Source organism: Microbispora amethystogenes (assembly GCF_016863015.1).
Classification (GTDB): Bacteria; Actinomycetota; Actinomycetes; order Streptosporangiales; family Streptosporangiaceae; genus Microbispora; species Microbispora amethystogenes.
The window spans coordinates 119,207-145,052 of sequence record NZ_BOOB01000004.1 but is presented as its reverse complement, the minus strand read 5'-3'; the positions used below and the strand labels follow the sequence as shown (position 1 = coordinate 145,052).

The window sequence follows — 25,846 nt, the reverse complement described above, 5'->3', positions numbered from 1 at the left end:
CGGGGGAGGCTCGGGGGACGGCCACGCTCCAGGGGCACCCGAGGCGTGTCACCGCGTCCTTTCGGACACTAGGTCGTGTCTGACAAATCATGCCCTGCTGCGCGTGGCCCAGGCGGCGCCTCGCTGCGTTGTCGTCGTCGGCCGGAGGCTCCGCTCCGACCTCCTCCTCCGCCTTGCGATGCATCCACCTGGATCCCCGCTCGCGACGGACAGCATTTGTCAGACACTCCCTGGCGAAGGCGCCCCGGCGCATCAGCCGAACGGGCGAACAGGGGCGCGTTCGCCAGATCACCACCCTAACGTTCTTGGACACCTCTGTCGCCTCGGGGGCCGGACGTAAGCCAGGTGTATCCGTCCCGTCCGGCCCCCGGCGACGCGTCTAGCTGGAGCAGATGTCGGTGTCGGCGGTGACCGCGTTGTCCCCGACCTGGAGGGGAATCCGCACGCCCTTCCAGTCGGCGCCGATCACCAGCTGGACGATCGGCCCGCGCACCCGGCCCTTGGGCGCGTCCGGCGGCGGCGACGCCGGGGTGAACGGCTGGACCGGACCTGTCGCCGCCTTGCCCGTCTCCGGGGAGACGGGGTTGAGCAGCTTGCTGATCAGGATCTTGGAGTAGTTCCAGCCCTGGCCGGTGTAGCGGACCATGGTCTTGGGCTGGTCGCTGCCGTCGGGCTTCTTCGCGTCGCCGACCCCGACGACGTTGAAGCCGAGCCCGGTGAGCTCCTCGGCGACCTCCTTGGCGAGGCCGGACGTGTTGGTGCCGTTGAACACCTGAACCTTGACCTGCTGCGGCTTGGTGATCACAGGGCCGCTCGGCGAGGCGGCGGCGGACGCGGCCGGGCTCGCGGAGGCGGTGGGCGTCACCTCGGTGTCGTTCGCGATGGCCCGGAACAGGTTGTCGGCGGCCGGCTGCTTCCACTGCACGCGGTTCTTGTCGGCCGAGTACGGCTCCCACGGGACCGTGGTGGCCTTGAAGCCCTTGGCCGAGAGCTTCTGGGCACTCGTCGCGATCTTGATGAGCTCCTCGGTGTTGAGCGCGTCGTCCATCGTGACGGACCGGGCCGCGGCCGCGATGAACTTCTGCAGCTTGCCGACGTCCCTGAGCAGCGCGCTGCTGGTCGCCTTCTTCACCACCTGGGAGATGAAGACCTGCTGGCGCTTGATCCGGGAGATGTCGCTGCCGTCGCCGATGTGGCGCAGCCGTACGTAGCCCAGCGCGGCCTCGCCCATCACGACCTGCTTGCCGGCGGGGAGCGTGAGCTTCGAGTTCTTGTCGTTGACCGCCTGCGGCAGGCAGATCTGGATGCCGCCGAGCGCGTTCACGATGTTCTTGAAGCCGGTGAAGTCCACCTTCATGAAGTGGTCGATGCGGATGTTGGTGAGGCTCTCGATCGTGCGGCGGGTGCAGATCATCCCGCCGTCGGAGAACGCGGAGTTGATCATCCCCGTGTGCGCGGGGATCAGCGTCTTGTTGCGGGAGTAGCAGGCGGGGATCAGCACCATCGAGTCGCGGGGGAAGCTCAGCAGCGTCGCCGCGTCCCGGTTGGGCGACACGTGCAGCAGCATGATCGTGTCGGTGCGCTCGCCGTCGTTGACCAGGTGCTGGCCGTACCTCTTGTTGTCACCGGCACGGGTGTCCGAGCCGACGAGCAGCACGTTGATCGCACCGGTCGGGCTCACGGGACGGTTCTTGTCGAGTTCGTCGGTGGACGCGCCCCTGTTGATCAGGCCGAGCGTGCTCCGGTAGACCTTGTAGGCCGTCAGCGTGCCGATCACCAGCACGCAGGTCAGCGCGATGCTGATCCAGCCGCCGACGCTCAGGCGCGACCGGCCGCCACCCGATCCGCGCCGGGAGGGCGGCTCGTCGTCCGGAGGCAGGCCGTCGCCGCCACCCGAGGCGCGACGTCCGCGGTCGCCGCCGGACTCGCCGCGCCCGCGGTCGCCGCCGGGCTCGCGCCGCCGGCGACCGGCGGGTTCGCCGGGTACGGCCGGTCCGCCTGGTCCGGCGGGGGAGACGCCGTAAGCGGTCTCCTCGTCGCCGCGCCTGCGGCCCCGCCGCCGGGGCGGCTCGCTCTCGTGGCCGTCGCCGGCGGGGCGGCGGGCCTCGCGGGTGGGGTCGAAGCGGGCCTCGTCACCCGGCCCGTAAGCGGGTCCGTAGCCCGGCTCGTGACCCGGCTCGGGGCGCTGGCCGGAGCGGCGGCGTCCCCGGCCGCCCTCTGGCGGGCCGGGAGGGAGGTCGCCCGGCTGCTGCCTGCGTCCGCGCGGCATGTCCGCGTAGCCCGCGGGGTCGGCCGGCAGGTCGGCGTAGCCTGCGGGCACGGGGGCCGCTCCTCTGCCGCCACGCGCCGGCGGCTGGAAGGCGCCGCCGTACGAGCCGTCGTCGGAGTGACCCCAGACCCTCTGGTCAGCGGAGGCGGGAGGAGGCCCGGCGGGCGGGGTGACGCGCCTGCGCTCGCTCACCGCGGGCCCGCCCAGGAAGCGGCGGGACGAGTGGGCGAGAGGCCGACAGGGTCAACGTTTCGCTCGCACACTTGTCCTCCTTGCCTGGCGATCACGGGGCGCGCTCCGAGCGTAGGTCACGGGAGCGCCTGCGGGCGCCACGATTGGGAGGATCCAGGCCCGGCATGCGCCGCGCCACTGCCCCCTTGATCCAGGGCCAGAGCATACTAAACACCGACATTTTGGGTATGAGAATCAGTTTGTCTTTACCCCGACTTGGTGTTCTTCACGCCATTCGTCCAGGTCGCATCACCCTGGCTGGGCCCCAACGGAATGGGCGCTCAGGCACCCTCGTGGCGGCCTTCCGACACCGGTGCGGCGGCCCGTGTGGTGGTGCGCGTCGCCGCGTGTGTGGCCGACTGTGTGACGGCCAGCGCGGCGGCCAGGCAGGCGAGCGGCACCGCGGGCAGCGCGTAGCGGTAGTCGAACTGCGCCGTCGCGGCGGGAACGAGCAGCAGCGCCCAGGCCGTCGTCCAGCCGAGCAGCCAGCCGCCGGGCGCCGGCGTTCCCGGATCCCTTCGGGCCGCTGTCATCCTCCTCGCCGCCCACGCGGCGGGCGGCACCAGGAGGACGGCCAGCAGCGCCGCCCCGGGCAGCCACGCCACCCGCTGGTAGCCGCGCATCCAGCCCGCGAGCGGCTCGGCGATGCGGACCGTGAGCGACCCCTGCTCGTAGCGCCGGGCGAACTCCTTGCCCACCAGGGCGGGATACCGGCCGGGCGGCGGCGGCACGGTCGCCGGGAAGCGGTAGTAGCCGTAGGTGTCGGCGTCCGGGTAGACGGGCCGCCCGGGCGTGAAGGACCGGCCCAGTTCGATCAGTGTCGTACGGAGGTAGTCGAGCGGCTGGCTGCGGATCGCGAGCGAGGCGAACCTCCCGGCCAGCGTGTCGGTCTCCTTGGTGAACGTGATGCCGGGCAGCCGGACCAGGGGTGAGGCGGCGTCCCAGATGTACTCCTGGGACACCGGGCGGGCCGCGGGCGGCCGGGGATCGCACAGCACGGCGAGGTCGGCCGGCGGGTCCATCACCGCGCAGTCGGCGAACGACATCGTCCGGGCGTAGAGGAAGACGCCGTTCGAGCCGATGATCCCGAACCGCTGGTGGGTCGCGTAGAACCAGCCGGCGTACGCGGCGACCGGCACGAGCGCGGTCACCAGGAAGGGCAGGACGACCGCGGCCACCACCCTGCCCGGCCGTACCGTGCCTTTGCTCTCCGCCATCGCTTCCGCCGTGGTTTCCGTCGCGGCGCCCGCTCGCCGCATGCCGTACGCGAGCAGGAACAACGCGAAGACGGCGATCAGCGGGAGCCCGATGGTCCTGGTCAGCGTGGCGGCGGCCAGCAGGAGGCCGAGCGCGGCGGACGCACGCGCCGTCAGCGGCCGGCGCATCGCCAGGCACACCGCCGCGACCAGCAGGAACGTGAACAGCGAATCGGAGACGAGCAGGTGCTCCAGCTCGATCTGGTAGGCGTCGAGCAGCACCGGCACACAGGCCAGGACGGCGGCCCACGCGCGGCTTCCGCGCCGCAGAACGGTGACGTAGACCATCACGCCGGTGAGCAGCCCCAGCACGTGCTGGACGGTCACCACCAGGGCGAAGCTGTGGAACGCCTCGAACAGCCGCAGGAACATCGAATAGCCCGCCGGGCGGACGAGGTCCGGCCTCGGCCGCATGGCGGTGACCACGTACGTGTAGGAGTCGGGGAACCACAGCGCGGGCCGGTAGCCGAGCACGGTCACCAGCCGCAGCAGCGTCCCCAGCCCGAGCACCCCGAGAAACCACCGGTGCCGGCGCGCCCATCCCGGCAGGTCCTCGCGCGCCCAGACCACCGGACGCACCGGATTCCGAGGAGCCAGCCGCGCGCGCCCCCAGCGCCGGAGCCGCCCACCCCGCCCCGGAAGCTCTTCACCCCAGAACGCCTCGCTCACGCCCGCTCCGCCGAGGAGCGGTTCGCCGAAGGGCCGCCCCCGCACGGGAGTCCCGCCCCCGCTGTCCGACACCTGCACTCGCCCCCCTGCCCGCTTTCCGGCGTACGCTACCGGAGTCGCTCACAGCGCTCGGGCCTCAGCGCGGACCAGCGCGCAGCGGAGCGGAGCGGCGTCGTGCTCTCCTGGCTCGGACTTTCGACCAGTCGCTGTGACTGGCTCACGCCACCTTCACGGTGTGATCACCGAAGTCGGCCACAACGTCCAGCGTGCCGCCCAAGGCGACGACATAAGCGCGCAACGTGTCCAGCCCACCGATCTGACCGTGCTCGATCTGGGACACACGTGCCTGAGAAATGCCCATCCTTTCGGCGAGGAGCTTCTGGGAGATGCCCAGGCGCTTACGCATCTCGGCGAGCTGGGCACCACGCAACTCCGCCCGCAGCTGTTCGCGGCCGGCCTCCCGAGCCGCCACCCGCTCAGGGGAGTCCCAATCAGGGGCGACCTCGCGAATCTTGGCCTTGGTGTCCGACCACTTCACGAACTCGCTCATCCTCGTTCCTCCTTCTCCTTCTCGGCACGATATGCGGCGTACCGCGCCTCAGCCAACGGGATCGCTGTGCGATACCACCGGTTCCACTCCCCTGCCTTGTCGCCGGCGACGAGCACGATCGCCTCCCGCGTGGGGTCGAAGACGAACAGCAGGCGGATCTCCGCTTCTCCAGGTACCCGGGGCCGTAGCTCTTTGAGGTTGTGCAGGACATGAGAATGGTGGATCCGATCCACCAGCGGACGGCCGAGCTTCGGGCCCTGCACAGCGAGTTCGTCCGACGCTTCCTCGATTTTCTCTGCAGTGGCCGGATCGTTCTTGCATACGTCGAGGAACCAGGCGTTCACCTCTGCGTGCAGCGTGATCTCCCATGAGTCACTTACGCCACTCGGTGCGTCAACAGCTCTGTACACCGCGGTTGTGTCTGTGGACGACGGCGACGCGTGGGGTGGGGGAACGGCTGGGAGAGGGCGTGGGCCGGGGGTGACCGATAGTCTCGGCTGCATTCCAGCGAACAGTCGTGGGCGTACGCGGCTGCCGACCGGCGGCCTCTCCAACGGGGTGGCGGGTGAGGCGGCCGACAGGGCGGCGGGCACACCGATGGGCAGGGTGGCGGAGACACCAATGGGCAGGGTGCTCGCGGCCGTCTCCGTCGTGCCCGCGCTCGCGCTGAGCGGATGGCTGCTCGCCGGGCTGCCGCTGCTGCTGCTCGGCTGGTTCCGGCCGCTGCCCATGACGTTGCTCGGCGGCGGGACGGCCGTCCTGCTGTGCGCATACGGCCTGCGTCGCCTGCCCGGGGCCGCGGCGGCGCACCGATGGGCGACGGCGGCGGTCCTCGCCGTGGCGCTCGGGTCGGGGGTCCTCAACGGGCTGCTGCACGGCGAGCAGCTGATCGTCCGGCGCGATCCGGCGACATACGCGCAGTACGCCGTCTGGCTGGCCCAGCACGGGTCGCTGCCGATCCCGGTGGGCGACTTCGGCGGCGCCGATCCCGCCCTGCGCTTCGACAGCATGGGCTTCTACCTGGTCGACGGCGGGATCGTCCCCCAGTTCATGGCCGGGCCGCCCATGATCCACGCGATCGGCCACTGGCTGGGCGGTGTGCCCGGCCTGCTGCTCGTGCCGCCCGTGCTGGGCGTGCTCGCGGTGCTCACCGTCGCGGGGACCGCGGCGCGGCTCGCGGGCCCGCGCTCGGCGCCCCTGGCCGCTCTCGTCTTCGCGGTCGGCCTGCCGGTCCTCTACGCGTCCCGGACCACCTTCAGCGAGATCCCGTCCCTGATCCTGCTGTTCGGCGGGATGAACCTGCTGCTCGACGCGCGGACCCGGCTCCGGCCCACGTCGTCCCGCTCGGAGCCGAACCCGGGACCTGGGCCGGGTCCAGCGCACGGCCCAGAGCCGGAGCCGGAGCCGGCCGTGCTCGCGAAGCGGCCGAATCCGGGCTTCGTGCCCGCCGCGCTCGCGGGGCTGTCGTTCGGGCTGGCCCTGCTGGTCCGCATCGACGGCCTGCGTGACGTGCTGCCCGTCCTGATCCTCGCCGGGGTGCTGATCGCGCTCGCCAGGATCACCGGGAACCGGAGGGCGGAAGGCCGGCTCGGTGTACCCCTCCTGCTGGGCCTGGCCGTCGGCGCGACGTGGGGCTTCACCGATGGCTACGTCCTCGCCCGGCCCTATCTCGCCTATCTGTCCGGTTCACTCACGCCCCTCCTGGCGATCTGCGCCGTCGTCGTGGTCCTCACGGCCGTCGGCGCCGCTCTCGCTCCGTGGCTCGCGTCGCGTACGCGGTCGTCCGTTCCTCGTGCCCGGTGGCTGCCCGGGGCCGCGGCGGCCCTCGTCGTGCTGGTCATGGCGGGCTTCGCCGTACGGCCGTGGGTGCAGACGGTGCGGCGCGTCGCGGTCACGCCCGAGGACCGGCTCACCTCGGAGTTCGTCGAGAAGACGCAGATCGCCAACGGCCTGGCGTCCGACGGCTCACGGCTGTACTACGAGCACTCGCTCGACTGGCTGTTCTGGTACGTCGGCGTTCCCGTCGTCGTGCTCGCGACCGTCGCGGCGGCGGTGCTCGCCCACCGCCTGGTGAGGGGGCGTGAGTTCGCCTGGCTGCTGCCCCTCGCCGTGATCGGATGGACGACGGTGACGACGCTCTGGCGTCCCGCGATCACGCCCGACCATCCCTTCGCCTCCCGCAGGCTGGTGCCGGTCGTCATCCCCGGGCTGGTGCTGCTGGCCGTCTGGGGGCTCCGCTGGCTCTCCGGACGGCTGCGGGAGCGGCTCGCCGCCGGAAGCAGCGCCGCCGGGCCGTTCGGGTGGTTCGCCGGCCGGCCGTGGCGCTCGCGGGCGGCCGCCGGGGCGGGAGCGCTGCTGCTGGTCGTGCCTCCCGCGATCACCTCGATCGGGACGGCGTTCACGCCGGTCAACCGGGGCGAGGCCGCGGCGGTGGCGGGACTGTGCGGCGCGCTGCCGAAGGACGCCTCGGTGCTGATCGTGGAACGGGTCACCGGTGACCGCCTCACGCAGGTCGTGCGGGGTCAGTGCGGCCTGCCGACGGCCCGCGTCGTCTACCCCCCGGACTCCGACGTGCCGCGCCCCGCCGATGTGGTGCGCCTGGCGGGAGCCGTCCGGCGTACCGGCCGGGTGCCCGTGCTGCTCGCGGCCGAGCCCGAACAGCTCATGGCGTACGGCCCGGCGAGCCGGGTGATGAGCCTGCGCACCCGGCAGGACGAGCGGTCGCTGGCCGACGCGCCCAACGGCACCTGGTCGCTGAGCATCGACGTCTGGATGACCGTTCTCGCCGGATAGATCGATAGATGCGGCATTGCGCCGTTAATGTCCTCCTATGCGCTGCCTGATCACGGAGGAGTCGGCCTTCGGGATGTGGCGAGCTCGTGGTGGCTCCGCGCGCGTCGGGACGCGAGCTCTCGCGGTCACGCTGGCGGCGCTGGCCGTGGCGTCCTGCGGGACCGCCGGGACGTCCGCGCGGTCCGCGGGGCCTACGGGGTCTCGCCCGGCTCTCTCGCTCTCGCCGTCGCCGTCCGCTTCCACCACGCCGTGGCCGCCGCCGGACGATCCGTGGCCGCGCACGAGCACGCTCACCCCCTTGCCTCCCCCGGACGCTCCCTTGCCCGAGAGGGGAGAACTGGCGGTGTTCCTCTGTGTGCCCGCCGACGTCTTCCCCGCCTGTAAGGGGCGCGGGGCCGCCACAGCGAGGGAGATCCGCAGGGTGCGTGCGCTGCTCACGACGGCGCCAGAGGTCGGAAGGATCGAGTTCGTATCGCGAGCGGACGAGTTGCGGGTCGAGCGGAAGATGTTCAAGAACAGGCCCGATCTGCTGGAGACGCTGGAGCTGGAGGACATGCGGCAGCAGTACAGCGTCCGGATCGGGCCGGGGGACTGGCCCGCGCTGGTCCGCCGCATGTCGGCGTCGCCCGGGGTGTCCAATGCGCTCGTGATCCGCGACGACTACTGGCCGGGCAAGGCCGACGTGATGATCCAGCTCTGCCCGCAGGAGTGGCCGTTTGAGGGCCTGGGCCTGGGCGACCCCTGTGAGGGGCGCGGGTGGGCCACCCTCGCGGAGAAGAACGCCGTGCTCGACCGCGTCGACGATCTCCCGGGGCTGGAGAGGGTGTATTTCCAGGCCCGCTCGCACCAGGCTCCGATGTGGCATCGCCGGCACGTGCCGGACAGCGACCCCGTCCCCGGGTCCGAGTTCTTCTACCTGAAGTTCGCGACCCCGCCGGTGCTGTCGGAGGTCAAGCGGGCGTTGCGCGGCGCGGCCGGGGTGTTCCAGGTGGGAGCGGTCGACGTGACCACGAAGGGGAACCGGCTGTGAGGGCGGCGCCCGCGAAGTGAGACCGCCACTTGGCGTGGAAGGGTACCCTTGCCGGACGTGACCACGCCCGAGACCTCTGGAAGCGCCGTGACTCCCGCACAGACACCGTACGTCACGATCGTCCTGCCCTGTTACAACGAGCAGGACCACGTCGTCGACGAGGTCGAGCGCATCTCCGCGGCGATGGACGCCAGCGGTTACACGTACGAACTGCTGGCGGTGGACGACTGCTCCACGGACGAGACGCTCGCGCGCCTGCAGGAGGCCGCGCCGCGCTTCCCGAACATGCGGATCAGGGCGTTCCACCGCAACGGCGGGTCGGGCACCGTACGGCGGATCGGCAGCCAGGAGGCGCGCGGCGAGATCGTCGTGTGGACCGACGCCGACATGAGCTACCCGAACGAGCGCATCCCCGAGCTGGTCCAGATCCTGGAGAAGGACCCGACGATCGACCAGGTCGTGGGCGCGCGGACCACCGAGGAGGGCTCGCACAAGTTCCTGCGGGTGCCCGCGAAGTGGTTCATCCGCAAGGTCGCCGAGCGGCTGGCCGGGCAGAAGATCCCCGACCTCAACTCCGGGCTGCGGGCCTTCCGCAGGTCGGTGGCCAGGCCGTACCTGCGGCTGCTGCCCCCCGGCTTCTCCTGCGTCACCACGATCACGCTGGCGTTCATGTCGAACCAGCACGACGTCTACTACCTGCCCATCGATTATGCGAAGCGGGCGGGGAAGTCGAAGTTCAACTTCGTCTCCGACGCCTACCGCTACATCCTGCAGGTGCTGCGGATGATCATGTACTTCAACCCGCTCAAGGTGCTGATGCCGCCCGCGCTCTGGCTGGTCGGCATCGGTCTGGCCAAGGGCGTCTTCGACGTGGTCAGGTACGGCTTCTACCTCACCAGCAACACGATCGTGACGTTCCTGTCCGGGATGCTGATCGGGGCGGTGGCGCTGCTCGCGGACCTGATCGTGCGATCCAGGGGTGACGTTTGAGGATCGCGATCGTCGGCCCGACGTATCCGTACAAGGGCGGCGGGGCGCAGCACACCACCGAGCTGGCCCACCGGCTGCGGGCGGCTGGTCACGACGTCGTCATCGAGTCGTGGCGGGCGCAGTATCCGTCGTTCCTGTACCCCGGGCAGCAGACGATCGACAGCCCGGAGGGCGAGCCGTACCCCGGCACCCGCCGCGACCTCGACTGGCGCAGGCCGGACGGCTGGGTCGCCTGCGGGCGGCGGCTGCGCGGCGCCGACCTCGTCGTGCTCGCCGTGCTCAGCCCGGTGCAGGTGCCCGCCTACCTGGGGATCCTGTACGGCCTGCGCCGCCGGGCCCGGGTCGTCGCCCTGTGTCACAACGTGCTGCCGCACGAGAGCAAGCCGTACGACCGGCCGTTGATGAAGGCGCTGCTGCGCCGGGTGGACGGCGTGCTCGCGCATTCGGAGCAGCAGGCGGGCCTCGCCCGCGGGCTCACCGCGGCGCCGGTGCGGGTGGCCGCCCTCGCGCCGCACCTGCCCGCGCGCGGCGCCCGGGCCGGCGAGGACCGCGAGCCGTACGGCAGGCTGCTCTTCTTCGGCATCGTCCGGCCGTACAAGGGGCTCGATCTGCTGCTGGAGGCGCTCGCGCAGGTGCCGGACGTACGGCTGACCGTCGCGGGCGAGTTCTGGGGCGGGCTGGAGGAGACGCGCGCCCTGCTCGGCCGCCTCGGCCTGGCCGGCCGGGTCGACCTGCGGCCGGGGTACGTCGCGGCCGACGACGTGCCGGGGTTGTTCGCCGAGGCCGACGCGCTGGTGCTGCCCTACCGTTCGGCGACGGCCAGCCAGAACGTCTGGCTCGGGCACGAGCACGGAGTGCCCGTGATCGCCACCCGGGTCGGGGCGCTGCCGGACAACGTGCGCGACGGCGTGGACGGCCTGCTGGTGGAGCCGGGCTCGGCCGGGGCGCTGGCCGAGGCGATCAAAAGGTTCTACGAGCCAGGGACCCCGGAACGGCTGCGGGCGGGCGTCGCGCCCGTCGATCCCGAGCCGCACTGGGCCGCGTACCTGGACACCCTGCTCGCCACCGCCCCGCCGGCCTGAACGGTCAGGGGACTCGTCGCGACCGAGCCAGGAGGCGGCTCGGGGCCGGGCCGCGAAGCCTGCTCAGCGGGGGCGCCGCTGGGGGCCGAGCCGTTCAGCGGGCGAGCCGTTCAGCGGGCGAGCCGTTCAGCGGGACCGTGCGGCTCACCGGGTGCGGGCGGAGAGGTCGTCCGGGGCTTCGGCGCGGACGCCGCGGGCGAGGAGGAAGCCGAGGCCGGCCCAGGTGACGTCGGCGAGGGTGAACATCACCCGGGACACCACGGCGACCACCAGGGCGCTGGGCGTGTCGAGCAGCGGGGCGAGGGCCACGACCATCGCCCCCTCCCGCACGCCGATCCCGGCCGGGACCACGACCGTGAGGATGCCGGTGGACCAGGCCAGCGCGTACGCCCCGGCCGCGATCGCGTAGAGGGACACCCCTCCGGGCCGCAGGCCGCCCACCAGGGCCCACAGGTGCACGCCGTACACGAGCCAGCCCGCCATCGTCCACGCGGCGGCCCTGGTCATGTCGGCCCCGCTCGGCACCCGGTCGAGCGGGTCCCGGCGGGCGACGCGGAGGGCGAGGCCCAGGCCCCAGGCCAGCACGCGCGGGTGGAGGCCGACGAGGATGAGCGGGACGAGCGCGAGCAGCCACCACGCCTCGCGCGCGATCTGTCCCGACAGCGTCGCCGCCGTGAGGGCGAGCGCGCAGCCCAGCGAGGTCACCAGCCCGAGGGCCGTGGCGCCGAACGTCCGCTTGGGCGGCGCCCCGTGGTCGCGGGCGAGCTCCATCATCGCGGCGAACGCCCAGACCGCGCCGGGGATGTACTTGCCGAGCTGGCCGACGAACAGCACCCGCGCGGCCACGCGCAGCGGCAGCGGGGAGCCGAGCCCCGCGAGGATGTCGCGCCAGGCGACCAGCATGAAGGCCAGCCCCACGAGCACCGCCAGGAACGAGACCCCGAGCGACCACCACGACAGCCGCTCCAGGGCGGCCCAGGTCTCCGTCCCGTTCCGGGCCAGGCCGTACGCCAGGAAGGCGAGGGCGGCCAGGGCGAGCAGCACGCGCGGCAGCGGGCCGGAGCGCAGGCGGTTCGGCAGGCCGTTGGGCAGGCGCGGCACGGGCACAGGGTACGGCCTGACGCTACCTGCCGGTAGGTCCGGCGCGCGGTTGTCCACAGGGTCGGTTGATCGGCGACGGGGGCGGGGCGGGCACGGGTACTGTTGGGCAGCGTGGACGACCGTCAGGACGCGAGGGTGATCGACCGGTGAGCGGGGAACGCGCGGCCCAGCTGGAATACTCCGAGCTCCAGGCCGCGATGCTCGACGAGGAGAAGCGCCGCCGCAAGGCGGCCAAGATCATCGCGGTGCTCGCGCACTTCCTGGGCAGGGACGCCGGCAAGCCCGGCGAGGCGCTCTCCGGGCTGACCGTCGGCGACGTCGGGTGCTCGGCCGGGTTCATCGCCGACGAACTGGCCGCCGCGGGCGCGCGCCGCACGCTCGGGCTCGACATCGACGTCCCCGGCCTGCGCAGGGCGGCCGACCGCTTCGGGGCCCGGGTCGGGTTCGTCTGCGCGGACGGCTCCCGGCTGCCGCTGCCGGACGGGTCGGTCGACGTGCTGGTCTTCAACCACATCTACGAGCACGTCGTGGACCCCGACGCCGTGATCGCCGACATGCACCGGGTGCTGTCCGACGACGGCGTGCTCTACCTCGGGCTGGGCAACCGGCTCGGCGTGATGGAGCCGCACTACAAGCTGCCCTTCCTGTCGTACCTGCCGCCCGCCGCGGCCGACCGTTACGTGCGGGCGTCCGGCCGGGCCGACCACTACTACGAGCGCTTCCGCACCCGCCCCGGCCTGCGTCGGATGCTCGCGGACTTCCACGTGTGGGACTACACGTTCCCGGTGCTGGCCGCGCCCGAGCGGTTCGCGGGGGGCGAGTTGTTCCCCGGCGCCGTGGGCCGCGCCGCCAAGGCCACGCTGGAGCGCACCCCGCGCCCGGCGCTGCGGGCGCTGCTGCCGGTCGTCCCCACCTATCTGTGGGTGGCCACCAAGACGCCCCGCCGTCCGCTCGGCGCGGCCCTGCCGCAGCCGCCGGAGCCGGTGCGCACGTCGCGATGAACCGCCGCAAGCTCGTACGCACGCTGTTCCTGCTGGTCGCCCTCGGCTTCGGGATCTGGGCCGTCGCGGGCCAGTGGAGCGCCGTGGCGGACGGCTTCGCCCGGCTGTCGTGGGCGGAGCTCGCCGGCTCGCTGGCGGCGGTGCTCGGCGCGCTGCTCGCGGGGATGCTGATGTGGCGGGCGCTGCTCGCCGACCTCGGCTCGCCGCTCGCGTTCACCGACGCGGCGAAGATCTTCTTCGTGGGCCAGCTCGGCAAGTACATCCCCGGGTCGGTGTGGCCGATGATCGCGCAGATGGAGATGGGCCGCGACCACGGCGTGCCCCGCTCCCGCAGCGCGGCCGCCTTCTTCCTCACCTATCCGGTCTATCTGGGCACCGGCCTGCTGGTGTCCGCCGTCACGCTGCCGGTGCTCGCCGGGCAGTCGGTCGCCCGATATGCCTGGCTCCTGCTGCTCGTGCCCGTGCTCGCCGCCGCCCTGCATCCCGCCGTGGTCAACCGGGTCATCGACTTCGGGCTGCGCAAACTGCGCAGGGAGCCGCTCGAACGGCCCCTCACCCGCCGCGGCCTGCTCGTCGCGTGCGGCTGGGCCCTGGCCGGCTGGGCCGCGTACGGCGTGCACCTGGCGCTGATCGTGCACGGCCTCGGCGCCGGCGGCCCCTCGGCGGTGATCCTGAGCGTCGGCGCGTTCGCGCTCGCCTGGTGCCTGGGGTTCGTCTTCATTCTGGCGCCGGCCGGGGTCGGTGTGCGCGAGGCCGCGATGGTCGCGGCGCTCGCGCCCGTGCTCGACCGGCCCGTGGCCATCGCCGCCGCGCTGTGCTCCCGGCTGATCGTGTCCCTCGGTGACCTGGTGTGCGCCGGGGCCGCCGGACTCGCCGCCCGCCGAACCACCCGTACGCGGGAGGAACCCGTCATCCGGGCCTGATTCCGTGGATTGTCCGCGCATTGCGCATCCTGGGAGACAACCCCCATGTGATAACCCTCACGTTTCGGGGGACGCCGGAAATAGAGTGACAAGGGAGGGATGCTGGGCAGGCGTCCGTATGCGGCGGGGGCCCCAGGTCCCTGCCGGAACACCTGCCGGACAGCGGGACCGTGAGGACGGGGAGCGAACCTCCGCCGGAGCGGGCCCCGTGAGGGGAGCGATTCACTTGACACCCCGAGTGCTCGTCGACGCCGCCGCCGTCCCCGCCGACCGCGGCGCCCTCATCAGGTATGTGGATGGTCTGGTCGCGGCCCTGCACAAGGCGGGCGCCGATCTCGCCCTGGTCTGCCAGCGCGCGGACGCCGAGCGGTACGCGGCCCTGGCGCCCACGGCCCGGATCCTCTCCGGGCCGCCCGCGATCACCAACCGGGACAAGCGGCTCGCCTGGGAGCAGACGGGCCTGCCCGTTCTCGCCCGGCAGGCGGGGGCCCAGGTGATCCACGCCCCCTACTACTCGATCCCGCTGGGCTCCGGCCTGCCCACGGTGGTCACCGTCCACGACGCCACCTCGTTCACCGACCCCGATCTGCACGACCCCGTCAGGGCCTCGTTCTTCCGGTCGGCCACCCGTACGGCCGTCCGCCACGCCAACCGGGTGATCGTGCCGTCCAAGGCCACCCGGGACGAACTGGTCCGGGTGCTCGCCGCCGACCCGACCCGGATCGACGTCGCCTATCACGGGGTCGACTCCGCGCTGTTCCACCCGCCGGCGCCTGAGGACGTGCGCCGGGTGGCGGGCCGCATCGGCCTGCACGGCCGGCCGTACGTCGCCTATCTGGGCGCGCTGGAGCCGCGCAAGAACGTGCCGAATCTGGTGACGGGCTTCGGCCGGGCGGTCGCCCACCTGTCCGACCCGCCCGCGCTGGTGCTGGCGGGCGGCCCGGCCTGGGACGAGGAGGTCGACGCCGCGGTGGCGGCGCTGCCGCCGCGGGTGAAGGTCGTGCGCCCCGGCTACCTGCCGTTCGCCGATCTGCCGGGCTTCCTCGGCGGGGCGCTCGCGGTCGCCTCGCCGTCGCGATGCGAGGGGTTCGGGCTGCCGGTGCTGGAGGCGATGGCCTGCGGGGCGCCCGTGCTGACGACCCACCGCGCCTCACTGCCGGAGGTGGGCGGCGACGCCGTGGTCTACACCGAGCCCGACGCCGACAGCATCGCGCGGGCGCTGCGGGCCCTGCTGGAGTCACCGGAACGGCGCGAGTCCCTGGCCGCGGCCGGAGTCACCCGCTCGCGCGAGTTCACCTGGCAGCACTCCGCCGAGGCCCACCTCCTCGCCTACCAACGCGCCGTCGAGGGTTAGCCCGCGTTTGCCGGATCGTGAGTCGGCCTCGCCTGTGCGCGGTGATGCCGATGCTGAGGCGAGGCCGATGAAGGCCGCCTACACGGGTCAGCCGCCACTCCCGTCCCCTGGCACGTCAGGGGTCGGCGGCGTCGTGACGAAGTGCTGGATGTCACGGATGATCGTGGCGGGGGTGTAGCCGTGCGCGCTGGCCCAGCCAAGTGCCGCGAGAGTCACCGCGACCAGGACGAGGAAGGACAGGCCTCCCGAGCGGGGCGGCCGGAAGTCGCTGAACCTCTGGTTGACCTGTCGCTGGTGTTCCTGCTGGGCCTGCCGCGCTGCCCGTTGACCCGGATCCGGAAACATTCGCGCCCTCCCATGCCCTGCCGCATCCCGGATTCAGGATGGGGATGGGCACCGCACGCCGACAAGGCGGCCGGGTCACTCAGTGACCCGCGGGCAGCGCTTCCTGCGGAAGGCCGGTCGCACGGAGTTCGGCCTCCAGGTCCGCCGTCTGCCGTACCAGGGCGGCGCGCAGAGCGGGGGCGGCCAGGGAGCCGGTGCGCCCGGCGATCCCGAGGATGCCGGTGACGGCTCCTCCGGGGCCGCGGAGCACCGCTGCGAGGCAACTCCAGCCGAGCCGTGTCTGCTCGTCTTCCCGCGCGACGCCGTGTCGCGGGCCTCGGCGAGCAAGGACCGCATCCGGCGCGGGTCGGTGACAGAGTATGGCGTGAGCCGCCGCCATCCGGCGGACAGGATCCGGTCGGCCCTCTCGGGTTGGTGTGCGACCTCCAGGCGACATCCGGCGACGAGGACGACGCTGGGGCCGATCAACTCCGCCGTCGGCCACCTGGCGCGGATCGCTGCGTGGTGCTCCCGTCCACAGGTGGCTCCAGCAAGGGTGAGCGCCCCGCCGTGCACGGTACTCAACCAGGCGATTCCGCCGGGCGCCCGCTGGCGCAGGTCTGCGAGGACGGGCTGCGCCGCGAGCGCTGCCGGGTGCCGCGCCAGGGCATGCAGCCCGTACCGCACCAACGTGCCGCCCGGCACATACCCGTCGTCGGTCCGGTTCAGTAGCCCGCGCGACACGAGGCCGGCGGCGATCCGCCGTACCGTCGGCTTGGGAATGCCCGTCCGCCGGGTCAGCTCCGCCAGCGGCAGGGGTCCGCTCGCGGAGGCGACCGCGTCCAGGATCGTAGCCACCCGCCCCACCACGGTTCCGTCATCAGTCACGCCCGCCACCAGACAAGAAACAGCCGAATACCCTGTGATCGAGAACACTCGGCGCGACTACACCCTGATAGGAAGTATATGGACCCAAGTACCGATGAACAGTCGCCGCTGCCCACGATCATTCGCAGGCGGGGTGGAAATGGCAGCGAGGCCGAGCTCAGCCTATCGGGTGTCGCGAGATGACTATTCGCCTCGCGTTCTCACATGGGGCTTCGCTGGGCGGGGCAGGCATGATCGCTGATGTTGCCCCGTGTTGTGGACATGAACCGCGCCGGGTTTTGCGGAGGCCCTGATGTGCCTCGGGGACGCTCCGCCGCCAAGCTCATGACCTTGGAGCGGCCGTAGGTGGACGTAGGATGGCTCGCGCGTACCGGATTCCAACGGACCTCGCCCGTCCAACCTCGCGGAGTTCGTGGTGAGAGCTCCAGATGGGACGCCACGATGCGATGTCCACCGATCGAACCGGCTGCACTCCAGAAAGAATGTCCCCCTCAGTCGCTCAGGTTCCCCCTGCGGCCATCCAGGATCGCTTGCCATTGGTGTTCGATATCCGCATCCGGCACCAGCTGAGAGAAGTTCTCATCGAACATCGAAACCATCTCGCGAGACTCGATCATGGACAGCCCGATCGCTTCACTGAGAACCCTCATCAGGTTGAGGGGAGTCAGCTTGAAGGATTCGTTCAGTGCGAGAAAGCTGAGCAAATCGATGAAACGGCATCCTTCGCGAATGCGCTGACGAACGTCTGCTGCAACGCCTTCCACCGAACCCCCTGCCTTACGAAGCGTGCCGAATCTCCGGCCTTCGGGATAGGCCGAGGATACGGTCGGCAAAAAGGGAATTATGGCTGGTTCTTTTTCGGGTGTCCGTTTGTGGCCATATGTGCCGTCCGATTCGAGAGTTCGGAGGCGGAGATAGCGCGCCTGCCAGGAAATATCCGGACAGCTGCCTGTGGCGGGACGCCATACGAAGGTTCTGTCTAGGCTACTCTCGCGGCTGTGAGGGACAGTTCTGTGCGGTCGCCGGACGGTCTTGAGGCGATCCTTCTCGTGGGCGGCCAGGGCACGCGTCTCCGGCCGCTGACACTCAGCACGCCGAAGCCGCTGCTGCCGACGGCGGGGGTGCCCTTCCTCGCGCACCAGCTGGCCAAGGCGCGGGCGTACGGGGTGCGCCGGGTGGTCTTCGCGACGTCCTATCGGGCCTCGATGTTCGCCGAGGCGTTCGGCGACGGGGCGGGGTTCGGCCTGGAGATCGTGTACGTGACCGAGGACACCCCGCTCGGCACCGGCGGTGCGATCCGCAACGCCGCACAAGCCCTGACCTGCCCGCCCGAGGCGCCGGTGCTCGTGCTGAACGGCGACATCCTGTCGGGTCACGACATCGCCGAGCAGGTCGGCCTGCACGTCTCACGTGGTGCCGCGGTGACCCTCCATCTCACGGAGGTGGACGACCCGTCGAGGTTCGGCTGCGTGCCGACCGACGACGAGGGCCGGGTCACCGCCTTCCTGGAGAAGACGCCCAATCCGGTGACGAACCGGATCAACGCCGGCTGCTACGTGTTCCAGCGCTCGGTCATCGACACGATCCCCGAGGGCCAGGTGGTCTCGGTGGAGCGGGAGACCTTCCCCGGCCTGATCGCGGCCGGTGAGCTGGTGCTCGGCTTCGCCGACGCGTCGTACTGGCTCGACGTGGGCACGCCCGCGGCGTTCGTGCAGGGCTCGGCTGATCTGGTGCTGGGCAAGCTCGGCTCGCCCGCCCTGCCCGGCCCCGCCGGTGAGCGGCTCCTGCTGGACGGGGCCGTCGTGTCGCCCGAGGCCAAGGTAACCGGCGGCACGGTCGTCGGCCCCCGGGCCACCGTCGAGGCGGGCGCCAGCGTGCGCGGCAGCGTGCTCTCCGAGGGCTGCCACGTCGCGTCCGGCGCGACCGTGGTGGACTCGGTCGTCGGCGTGGGCGCCCGCGTCGCCTCCGGCACCGTGCTGCGTCAGGTCGTGGTCGGCGACGGCGCGTCCATCGGCCCCGGCAACGAACTCACGGCCGGCATGCGCGTGTGGCCCGGGGTCGCCCTGCCCGAGTGCGCCGTCCGCTTCTCCAGCGACGTGTGACACCGGTCCCGCTCCCACCCGTCATCGGGGGGAGCGGCAGACTGGGCGGGTGGAGGCGAGCCGAATGCCCAGATCATCCGCGCCCGGCGGTGTGCCCGTCACGGCGGGCACCCCTCCGTCCTGCGCGGTCTCGCCCGGCACCGCCACTTCCGGTGCTGCTCTTTCCGGCACCGCTTGTGTGGTTCATGCCGGGCGCGGCCCGGGGGCGCAGGCGCGCGAGCGGCGGTGGCGGCCGGCCGCGCCGGTCGACCTGGCGCTGACGCTGTCGCCGCACCGGCGCGGGGGAGGCGACCCCGCCTGGCGCCGTACGCCCGACGGCGCGTTCTGGCGCACCTCGCGCACTCCCGAAGGCCCTGCCACCCTGCGCGTGACGGGGAGCCGCGACGGCGAGATCCATGGGCAGGCATGGGGCCCGGGGGCCGGGTGGCTCCTGGAGATGCTTCCCTCGCTGCTGGGCGCCGACGACGACGTGGCCGGTTTCGCCGCGTTGCTCGCACGGCTCGCCCGCTCCACGGATCCGCGGCACGTCCGGGCCGCCGCGTTCGTCGCCGATCTGGCCGGACGCGCCGGCGGGCTGCGGATCGGGCGCAGCCTGCGGGTCTTCGAGGCGCTCGCGCCCGCCGTACTGGAGCAGAAGGTGGTCGGCAGGGAGGCGTGGCGGGCCTGGCGGTTCCTGCTGCGCCGGTACGGCGAGCCCGCTCCCGGCCCGGCTCCCGAGGGCATGTACGTCGTCCCGTCGCCGGAGGTGTGGCGCGTGGTCCCGTCGTGGGACTGGCACCGGGCCGGGGCGGAGGCCGTACGGGCCAGGACGATCGTCAACGCCGCGCGCCACGCGGCGAAACTGGAGAGCACGACAGGCGCCGCCGGGTCGGCGGATCCGCCGGACCCGGCGCCGCCACCTGGCGCGGCATCGATCTCGGTCGGCCCCCGGGACGCGGCACAGGTCGTGGCCGACGTGGACGTCGCGGTGGGGATCGAGGGCTCGGCGGAGGCGGACCGGCTGCTGCGGGCGCTGCCGGGGATCGGCGTGTGGACCTCGGCCGAGGTGCGCCAGCGCGCGCACGGCGACCCGGACGCGCCGAGCGTTGGCGACTTCCACCTGCCCGGCATCGTCGGCTACGCCCTGACCGGCCGGAAGACCGACGACGACGGCATGCTCGAACTGCTGGAGCCGTTCCGCGGCCACCGCCACCGGGTGGTCAGGTTGATCGAGCTCAGCGGGGTCAGGCCGCCGGCCCGCGGTCCCCGCATGGCCGCCCGCGACTACCGCTCCTTCTGAGCGAGCCGCGCGTCACCGCCCGCCGGACCGGAACGCAGGGTCTGGTGGATCCCGCAGTGGACCACCGCGGGCAGGCATCCGCCGTTCAGGGTGTTGAGGACGACGCTGTCGCCCGCCACCTGCTGGAGGCCGGCGACGGCGGAGCCGCTGTTGCCTCCGGGCGCGTTCACGTTGCGCCTGCCCGTGGACACCTGCCGGACGGGGCTGCCGATCTGCGGCGAGTTCGCCGATCGCACACCGGACGTGACCTGCCAGCCGCCGCCCCGCCCGCGCCGCACCTGCCAGACCCGCGCGGCGTCCAGCGCGTGCCGAGCCCCCGGTGTTCGGCCTGCTCCTCGCACCTGTCGCGCCTCTGGCACCTGCCGTGCCCCTCGCGCCTGCGGTGCCACTGACGCTTCCGGTGCCCGCGTCGCTTTCCGCGCCTGCCCCGCTCCTCGGGCGTGCCCCGCCCTCGTCGCCTTCCGCGCCTGCACCGTGTCTCCGGCGAGACGGCCGTGGCCGGTACGGTCGCCGTGGGTGACATGGTCGGTCACGGGATGCGCCCGGAGGCCCGGTGCCGCGAGCGCCTGGGCCGTCGGCGGTCCCGGCGTGCCGAAGACGAGCGTCACGACGACCAGTCGCGCTGCTGATCGGAGATACACGACCGGCTGATACCCCACCGCCCGGCACGGCCGCGCCGCCCCTGATCAAAGAGTTGGTCCGGAGGCGGCTGCGCCGTCCGTACGCAGGGCTCATAGGCTGCGGGCTATGACGGCGAAGCGACCCCCGGACCTCGACAGCACCCCTTCGACCTCGGCCGCCGCCGGCTCGACCGCCGGTCCGGCCTCCGGCAGCGGGACGCGCCGGGCGCTCGCGCGGGCCCGGGACGGCAAAACGCTCGATCTCGCCGAGACGGCGGTCCTGCTGCGCGCTCGCGGCGGCGACCTGGACACACTGCTCGCGTACGCCTCGCGGGTCCGGGACGCGGGCCTGGAGGCGGCCGGGCGGCCCGGCGTCGTCACCTACAGCCGCAAGGTGTTCATCCCGCTGACGCGGCTGTGCCGGGACAGATGCGGCTACTGCACGTTCGCCACCGCCCCCCACCGGCTGCCGGCCCCCTTCCTGTCGCCGGACGAGGTGCTGGAGATCGCCCGCCAGGGCGCGGAGATGGGCTGCAAGGAGGCGCTGTTCACGCTCGGCGACCGCCCCGAGGACCGGTGGCACCAGGCGCGCGAGTGGCTCGACGCGCACGGGTACGACGACACCCTGTCGTACGTCCGGGCGATGGCGATCCGCGTGCTGGAGGAGACCGGGCTGCTGCCGCACCTGAACCCCGGCGTGCTGACCTGGCGGGATCTCCAGCGGCTCAAGCCGGTCGCGCCGTCGATGGGCATGATGCTGGAGACCACCTCGCGGCGGCTGTTCACCGAGAAGGGCGAGGCCCACTACGGCTCCCCCGACAAGGACCCCGCCGTACGGCTGCGCGTGCTGGAGGACGCCGGCCGCTCCAGCGTGCCGTTCACGACGGGCCTGCTGATCGGCATCGGCGAGACGATCGAGGAGCGGGCCGAGTCGATCTTCGCGATCCGCCGGGTGGCGCGGGAGTACGGCGGCGTCCAGGAGGTCATCGTCCAGAACTTCCGCGCCAAGCCCGACACGGCCATGCGCGGCATGCCCGACGCCGACCTGCACGAACTGGCCGCGACCATCGCGGTGACGCGGCTGGTGCTCGGGCCGAAGGTCCGCGTGCAGGCGCCGCCCAACCTGATCGGCGAGGAGTACGCCCTCATGCTGCGGGCGGGAATCGACGACTGGGGCGGCGTCTCCCCGCTGACTCCCGACCACGTCAACCCCGAGCGGCCGTGGCCGCAGATCGACGACCTCGCCGCCCGGACCGCCGCCGCCGGGTTCACGCTGCGCGAGCGCCTGACGATCTATCCGGAATATGTGCTCGCCGGGGAACCCTGGCTCGATCCCCGGCTCGCCGGGCACGTCGCGGCGCTGGCCGACCCCGCCACCGGGCTCGCCAAGGAAGGCGCCGTGCCGCGCGGCCGTCCCTGGCAGGAGCCCGACGGCGGCCTGGGGGGTCTCGTCACCGGCGGACGGGCCGACCTGCACACCGCCGTCGACGCCGAGGGCCGTTCGAGCGACCGCCGCGACGACTTCGACAGCGTGTACGGCGACTGGGACGCGCTGCGCGAGCGCCTGCCCGGCGGTGGGCACACGCCCCCCGCCGACGACCCGGTCAAAGGCCAGGCTGACGGTCACCCGTACGGCAGGGTGGACCCGTACGGCAGGGTGGACAGCGGCGTGCGGGAGGCGCTGCGGCGGGCGGAGGCGGACCCGGCGCGGCTGACCGACGAGCAGGCGGTGGCGCTGCTCGGTCTCGCCGGAGACCAGACGGGCGCGGGCGCCGACGACGCGGGCCTGGACGAGCTGTGCCGGATCGCGGACGGGCTGCGCCGCGAGGCGGTGGGCGACGATGTGACCTACGTCGTCAACCGGAACATCAACTTCACCAACGTCTGCTACACCGGCTGCCGGTTCTGCGCGTTCGCCCAGCGGCGCACCGACGCCGACGCGTACACGCTGTCGCTGGGCGAGGTGGCCGACCGGGCGCAGGAGGCGTGGGAGGCCGGGGCGACCGAGGTGTGCATGCAGGGCGGCATCCACCCGGACCTGCCGGGCACGGCCTACTTCGACATCGCCCGCGCCGTCAAGGAGCGCTGTCCAGGCATCCACGTGCACGCGTTCTCGCCGATGGAGGTCGTAAACGGTGCGAGCCGGGCGAACCTGTCCGTCGAGGATTGGCTGCACGCCGCGAGGGAGGCGGGGGTCGACTCGCTGCCCGGTACGGCGGCCGAGATCCTCGACGACGACGTCCGTTGGGTGCTGACGAAGGGCAAGCTGCCCACCCGGGAGTGGGTCGAGGTCATCACGACCGCCCACCGGGTCGGCATCCCGACGACCTCGACCATGATGTACGGCCACGTGGACACCCATGAGCACTGGGTGCGCCACATCCGGCTGATCCGGTCGATCCAGGAGGAGACGGGCGGGTTCAGCGAGTTCGTGCCGCTGCCGTTCGTCCACCACAGCGCCCCGATCTACCTGGCCGGGATCGCCCGGCCGGGGCCGACCGCGCGGGAGAACCGGGCCGTCCACGCGCTGGCGCGGATCATGCTGCACGGCGCGATCCGCAACATCCAGTGCTCCTGGGTGAAGCTCCGCGACGACCTGTGCCGGGACGTGCTCGCCGGAGGCGTGAACGACCTCGGCGGCACGCTCATGGAGGAGACGATCAGCAGGATGGCCGGCTCGGAGAACGGGTCCTACAAGACGATCAGCGAGATCGCGGCCATGGTCGCGCCGACCGGCCGTCCGCTCCGCCAGCGCACCACGTCGTACGGCCGGCCGAGCGAGGAGCGGGCCGAGGCGGCCCGGCGCAGCGACGGGGTCTGCCAGTCGGTGCGACGGCCGCTGCTCACGGTCACGCCCGTGCCCACACCAACGCTCGCGGCCCGGCCCGGAGACGGCGGTCAGCGGGTGACGTAGAAGTCGGCCGCGTCCCGTGGCGGGCGGTCCTTCGGCGGCGCGGCGGGATGGCCGACGGCCACCGCGCCCATCGGGTCCCAGTCCTCGGGCAGGTCGAGCACCTTGCGGACCACGTCGCGGCAGAACATCGTGGACGACACCCACGCCGAGCCAAGCCCCTGCACGGCGAGCTGGACCAGGAAGTTCTGCACCCCGGCGCCGGTGGCCACCACGAACATCTCCCGCTCGGCGGCGTTCCTGCGCTGATCCGGGTAGGTGTGCGAGCCGTCCATGACCAGGCAGGGCACCGCCAGGTAGGGCGCGTTCCGCAGCACGTCGCCGCGCCGGATCCGGCGGGCGATCGACTCCTCGGAGAAGCCGTCGGAGCTCAGGTCCGCGATCCAGGCGTCCCGCATCGCGTCGAGCAGTTCCGTACGCGCCCGGGGGGTCTCCAGCAGCACGAACCGCCACGGGGTGGTGTGGTGCGGGGCGGGCGCGGCGATCGCGGCGGCCACGGCCCGCCGCACCGCCGCCGGGTCGACCTCCCGGCCGGAGAACTCGCGGATCGTGCGGCGGGCGAAGACGACGTCGGCCGAGCCGTACCGGAACATGTCCTCGTCGGCGGGCCGCACCAGCGCCTGCCCGCCCGGGCCGTCCTCGCCGGTCACCAGGCCGCCCAGCCCGCGGACGACCGCCACCGGCACGCCGGACAGCTTGCCCTTCGCGAGGTCGCCCGCCGCCGCGATCTCGTCGGCCAGCGCGACCACCGTGGCGTTCAGCGGGTTGCCGTACGCGTCGGAGCCGCCGCGCAGGTCGTCCAGGGGCCGTACGCCGGACGCGCCGATGGCGACGTCGGTGAGGCCGTGCCGCCAGGGCCGGCCGAACGTGTCGGAGACGACCACCCCGACCCGTACGCCGAGCCGTTCGCGCAGCCCGCGGCGGATCCGGCTCGCCGACGCGTCCGGGTCCTCGGGGAGCAGCAGCACGGTGCCGGGGGCGGTGTTGGAGGCGTCGACGCCGGCCGCGGCCATGACGAAACCGTGCCGCGTCTGCGCGATCACCGTGTCACCGCGCCGCGCGACGACGCGCTGCGTCTCCTCCTCGATCGCGGCCGTACGGCTGTCGCGCGGCGCCGCGCCGCGTCCCGCCGCCGTCGTGCTGCCGTCTGGTGCCTGCGGGCGGTCGTGCGGTGGTGCTTCGGCGGCGCCGCCGCGGCGGATCCGGCCCTCGGCCTTGCTCACGATCTTGGAGGTCACGACCAGGATGTCGCCGTCCTCCAGGGCCGGCGCGGCCTCGGCCACGAGCAGCGCGATGTCGTCGCCGGGCGCGACCTCGGGCATGCCGGTGACGCCGCTTACCGTGATGTGGGTCATGAACTGCCTCGATGCGTCGTGGAAGGGGATCACCGGAACGTCGTCACCGCAGGGACTGGGCCAGGGCGAGGGCCGCGGCGGCGAGGTCCCTCGTCGCCGCGGAGTCGCTCATCAGGAGCGGACGGGCCTCCACCGCCACGCCGTCGAGCGCCACGCCCTTGTCCTCCTCCGCGACCAGCCAGCCGTCGACCAGAGCCGATCCGTACAGTTCGAGGACGGCCTGGGCGCTCGTCTCGACGCCGATCGCCGTCAGGCAGGCGTCGGCCATGCCGCGCACCGGAGCGCCGCCGATGATGGGGGAGACGCCGACGACCGTCTTGTCCTCCAGCGCCGCCCGGATGCCCGGAACCTGCAGGATCGTGCCGATGCTGACGACCGGGTTGGACGGCGGGAGGATCACGAGGTCGGCGTCGCGGATCGCGTCGAGCACGCCGGGAGCCGGGCGGGCCTCGGCGGCGCCGACGAGCACGATCTGCTCGGCCGGCACGGACGCGCGCAGCCGCACCCACCACTCCTGGAAGTGGACGGCCCGCCGGCCCGCGTCGTCGGCGACGACCACATGGGTCTCGGTGCGGTCGTCCGACATGGGCAGCAGCCGCACCCCGGGTCGCCAGCGGTCGCACAGCGCCTCGGTCACCTGAGAGAGGGGATAACCGGCGGCCAGCATCTGGGTGCGGATGATGTGGGTGGCGAAGTCGCGGTCGCCGAGGCCGAACCACTGCGGCTCCATGCCGTACGCGGCGAGTTCCTCCTTGACCGTGAACGTTTCGCCGTCCCGGCCCCAGCCCTGCTCCTCGTTGATGCCGCCGCCCAGGGTGTACATGACGGTGTCGAGATCGGGACAGACCCGTAGCCCGAAAAGCGTGATGTCGTCGCCGGTGTTGCCGATGACGGTGATCTCCGAACCGGGCGCCGCAGCCTTGAGACCTCGGAGGAAGCGGGCGCCGCCGATACCTCCGGCGAGGGACACGATGCGCATGCCGCCAGTCTTCCACCGGGTGTCGGGCGGGCCGCTCACCCCACCCCACCTATTGCGTTAACCAGGGAAATGTAGGGTGTGTCGGGCTTGTGAGGTTCTTGGGACTGCCGACACTTAAGTCCGGCATGTGCGAAACTTC

21 protein-coding genes and 1 pseudogene are annotated in these 25,846 nt (G+C 72.6%); 10 read left to right on the top strand and 12 right to left on the bottom strand.

Features of this window, described 5'->3' with window-relative positions; all coding sequences use genetic code 11:
- Positions 1-379: 379 nt before the first annotated feature.
- From Mam01_RS37210 to Mam01_RS03750, 4 genes are all read right to left on the bottom strand, one after another.
- On the bottom strand, positions 380-2,320 hold the full coding sequence (locus Mam01_RS37210) for an LCP family protein (RefSeq protein WP_204284075.1): 1,941 nt from the start codon (positions 2,318-2,320) through the stop codon (positions 380-382).
- A 461-nt stretch (positions 2,321-2,781) separates the two neighbouring features.
- Positions 2,782-4,425 (bottom strand): hypothetical protein, encoded by a 1,644-nt coding sequence (locus Mam01_RS03760; RefSeq protein ID WP_239101015.1) that lies wholly within the window; start codon positions 4,423-4,425, stop codon positions 2,782-2,784.
- A 217-nt stretch (positions 4,426-4,642) separates the two neighbouring features.
- Complete coding sequence (locus Mam01_RS03755) at positions 4,643-4,975, bottom strand: helix-turn-helix domain-containing protein (RefSeq protein WP_204284074.1); 333 nt, start codon at positions 4,973-4,975, stop codon at positions 4,643-4,645.
- Complete coding sequence (locus Mam01_RS03750; protein WP_239101014.1) at positions 4,972-5,319, bottom strand: type II toxin-antitoxin system RelE/ParE family toxin; 348 nt, start codon at positions 5,317-5,319, stop codon at positions 4,972-4,974. The genes Mam01_RS03755 and Mam01_RS03750 overlap by 4 nt, the downstream gene beginning before the upstream one ends.
- A gap of 277 nt (positions 5,320-5,596) precedes the next feature.
- On the opposite strand from Mam01_RS03750, the gene Mam01_RS03745 reads away from it, so the two are divergent.
- From Mam01_RS03745 to Mam01_RS03730, 4 genes are all read left to right on the top strand, one after another.
- Entirely contained in the window at positions 5,597-7,768 is a 2,172-nt protein-coding gene (locus tag Mam01_RS03745) for a hypothetical protein (protein WP_239101013.1), read from the top strand.
- A 319-nt stretch (positions 7,769-8,087) separates the two neighbouring features.
- A complete protein-coding gene (locus Mam01_RS03740; RefSeq protein WP_204284072.1) occupies positions 8,088-8,798 on the top strand; it encodes a permease-like cell division protein FtsX in 711 nt (236 codons plus the stop codon).
- A gap of 57 nt (positions 8,799-8,855) precedes the next feature.
- Positions 8,856-9,788 (top strand): glycosyltransferase family 2 protein, encoded by a 933-nt coding sequence (locus tag Mam01_RS03735; protein WP_204284071.1) that lies wholly within the window; start codon positions 8,856-8,858, stop codon positions 9,786-9,788.
- Entirely contained in the window at positions 9,785-10,870 is a 1,086-nt protein-coding gene (locus tag Mam01_RS03730; protein WP_204284070.1) for a glycosyltransferase family 4 protein, read from the top strand. The genes Mam01_RS03735 and Mam01_RS03730 overlap by 4 nt, the downstream gene beginning before the upstream one ends.
- A gap of 144 nt (positions 10,871-11,014) precedes the next feature.
- On the opposite strand, the gene Mam01_RS03725 is transcribed toward Mam01_RS03730, so the two are convergent.
- A complete protein-coding gene (locus tag Mam01_RS03725) occupies positions 11,015-11,971 on the bottom strand; it encodes a lysylphosphatidylglycerol synthase transmembrane domain-containing protein (protein WP_239101012.1) in 957 nt (318 codons plus the stop codon).
- Positions 11,972-12,117: 146 nt separating this feature from the next.
- Here Mam01_RS03725 and Mam01_RS03720 point away from each other — a divergent pair, with 146 nt between their 5' ends.
- The 3 genes from Mam01_RS03720 to Mam01_RS03710 all read left to right on the top strand — a co-directional run bounded on the left by Mam01_RS03720 (position 12,118) and on the right by Mam01_RS03710 (position 15,249).
- Positions 12,118-12,972, top strand: a complete 855-nt coding sequence (locus Mam01_RS03720) for a class I SAM-dependent methyltransferase (protein ID WP_204284069.1) — start codon at positions 12,118-12,120, stop codon at positions 12,970-12,972.
- Positions 12,969-13,895 (top strand): lysylphosphatidylglycerol synthase transmembrane domain-containing protein, encoded by a 927-nt coding sequence (locus tag Mam01_RS03715; RefSeq protein WP_204284068.1) that lies wholly within the window; start codon positions 12,969-12,971, stop codon positions 13,893-13,895. The genes Mam01_RS03720 and Mam01_RS03715 overlap by 4 nt, the downstream gene beginning before the upstream one ends.
- 226 nt (positions 13,896-14,121) lie before the next feature.
- Entirely contained in the window at positions 14,122-15,249 is a 1,128-nt protein-coding gene (locus Mam01_RS03710; RefSeq protein ID WP_239101011.1) for a glycosyltransferase family 4 protein, read from the top strand.
- 87 nt (positions 15,250-15,336) lie between these two features.
- On the opposite strand, the gene Mam01_RS03705 is transcribed toward Mam01_RS03710, so the two are convergent.
- The 4 genes and pseudogenes from Mam01_RS03705 to Mam01_RS03695 all read right to left on the bottom strand — a co-directional run bounded on the left by Mam01_RS03705 (position 15,337) and on the right by Mam01_RS03695 (position 17,294).
- A complete protein-coding gene (locus tag Mam01_RS03705; protein ID WP_204284067.1) occupies positions 15,337-15,594 on the bottom strand; it encodes a hypothetical protein in 258 nt (85 codons plus the stop codon).
- A gap of 79 nt (positions 15,595-15,673) precedes the next feature.
- Positions 15,674-15,844: a hypothetical protein gene (locus tag Mam01_RS36320; RefSeq protein ID WP_239101010.1), complete on the bottom strand. Its 171-nt coding sequence runs from the start codon at positions 15,842-15,844 to the stop codon at positions 15,674-15,676.
- Positions 15,845-16,296: 452 nt separating this feature from the next.
- Positions 16,297-16,431: pseudogene (locus Mam01_RS37585) on the bottom strand (helix-turn-helix domain-containing protein); the annotation flags it as partial.
- 521 nt (positions 16,432-16,952) lie between these two features.
- Positions 16,953-17,294 (bottom strand): hypothetical protein, encoded by a 342-nt coding sequence (locus tag Mam01_RS03695; RefSeq protein ID WP_204284065.1) that lies wholly within the window; start codon positions 17,292-17,294, stop codon positions 16,953-16,955.
- A gap of 165 nt (positions 17,295-17,459) precedes the next feature.
- Between Mam01_RS03695 and manB the strand changes: the two genes are divergently transcribed.
- Both manB and Mam01_RS36315 read left to right on the top strand, forming a co-directional pair.
- The gene (manB, locus tag Mam01_RS03690; RefSeq protein WP_239101009.1) at positions 17,460-18,563 is read left to right on the top strand and encodes a mannose-1-phosphate guanylyltransferase; all 1,104 of its coding nucleotides are present in this window, start codon (positions 17,460-17,462) and stop codon (positions 18,561-18,563) included.
- Positions 18,564-18,627: 64 nt separating this feature from the next.
- Positions 18,628-19,842 (top strand): DNA-3-methyladenine glycosylase family protein, encoded by a 1,215-nt coding sequence (locus tag Mam01_RS36315; protein ID WP_239101008.1) that lies wholly within the window; start codon positions 18,628-18,630, stop codon positions 19,840-19,842.
- Here Mam01_RS36315 and Mam01_RS03680 read toward each other — a convergent pair.
- Positions 19,827-20,183 carry a hypothetical protein gene (locus tag Mam01_RS03680; RefSeq protein ID WP_204284064.1) on the bottom strand — a complete coding sequence of 119 codons (357 nt, stop codon included), beginning with the start codon at positions 20,181-20,183 and terminating at the stop codon, positions 19,827-19,829. The two genes, Mam01_RS36315 and Mam01_RS03680, sit on opposite strands and share 16 nt — an antisense overlap.
- 406 nt (positions 20,184-20,589) lie before the next feature.
- Between Mam01_RS03680 and Mam01_RS03675 the strand changes: the two genes are divergently transcribed.
- Positions 20,590-23,376: a bifunctional FO biosynthesis protein CofGH gene (locus tag Mam01_RS03675; protein ID WP_204284063.1), complete on the top strand. Its 2,787-nt coding sequence runs from the start codon at positions 20,590-20,592 to the stop codon at positions 23,374-23,376.
- Here the strand turns inward: Mam01_RS03675 and Mam01_RS03670 are convergent.
- Entirely contained in the window at positions 23,361-24,728 is a 1,368-nt protein-coding gene (locus tag Mam01_RS03670; RefSeq protein WP_204284062.1) for a coenzyme F420-0:L-glutamate ligase, read from the bottom strand. The genes Mam01_RS03675 and Mam01_RS03670 overlap by 16 nt on opposite strands.
- A 43-nt stretch (positions 24,729-24,771) precedes the next feature.
- Positions 24,772-25,707 carry a 2-phospho-L-lactate transferase gene (gene cofD, locus Mam01_RS03665; RefSeq protein WP_204284061.1) on the bottom strand — a complete coding sequence of 312 codons (936 nt, stop codon included), beginning with the start codon at positions 25,705-25,707 and terminating at the stop codon, positions 24,772-24,774.
- Positions 25,708-25,846: the final 139 nt, after the last annotated feature.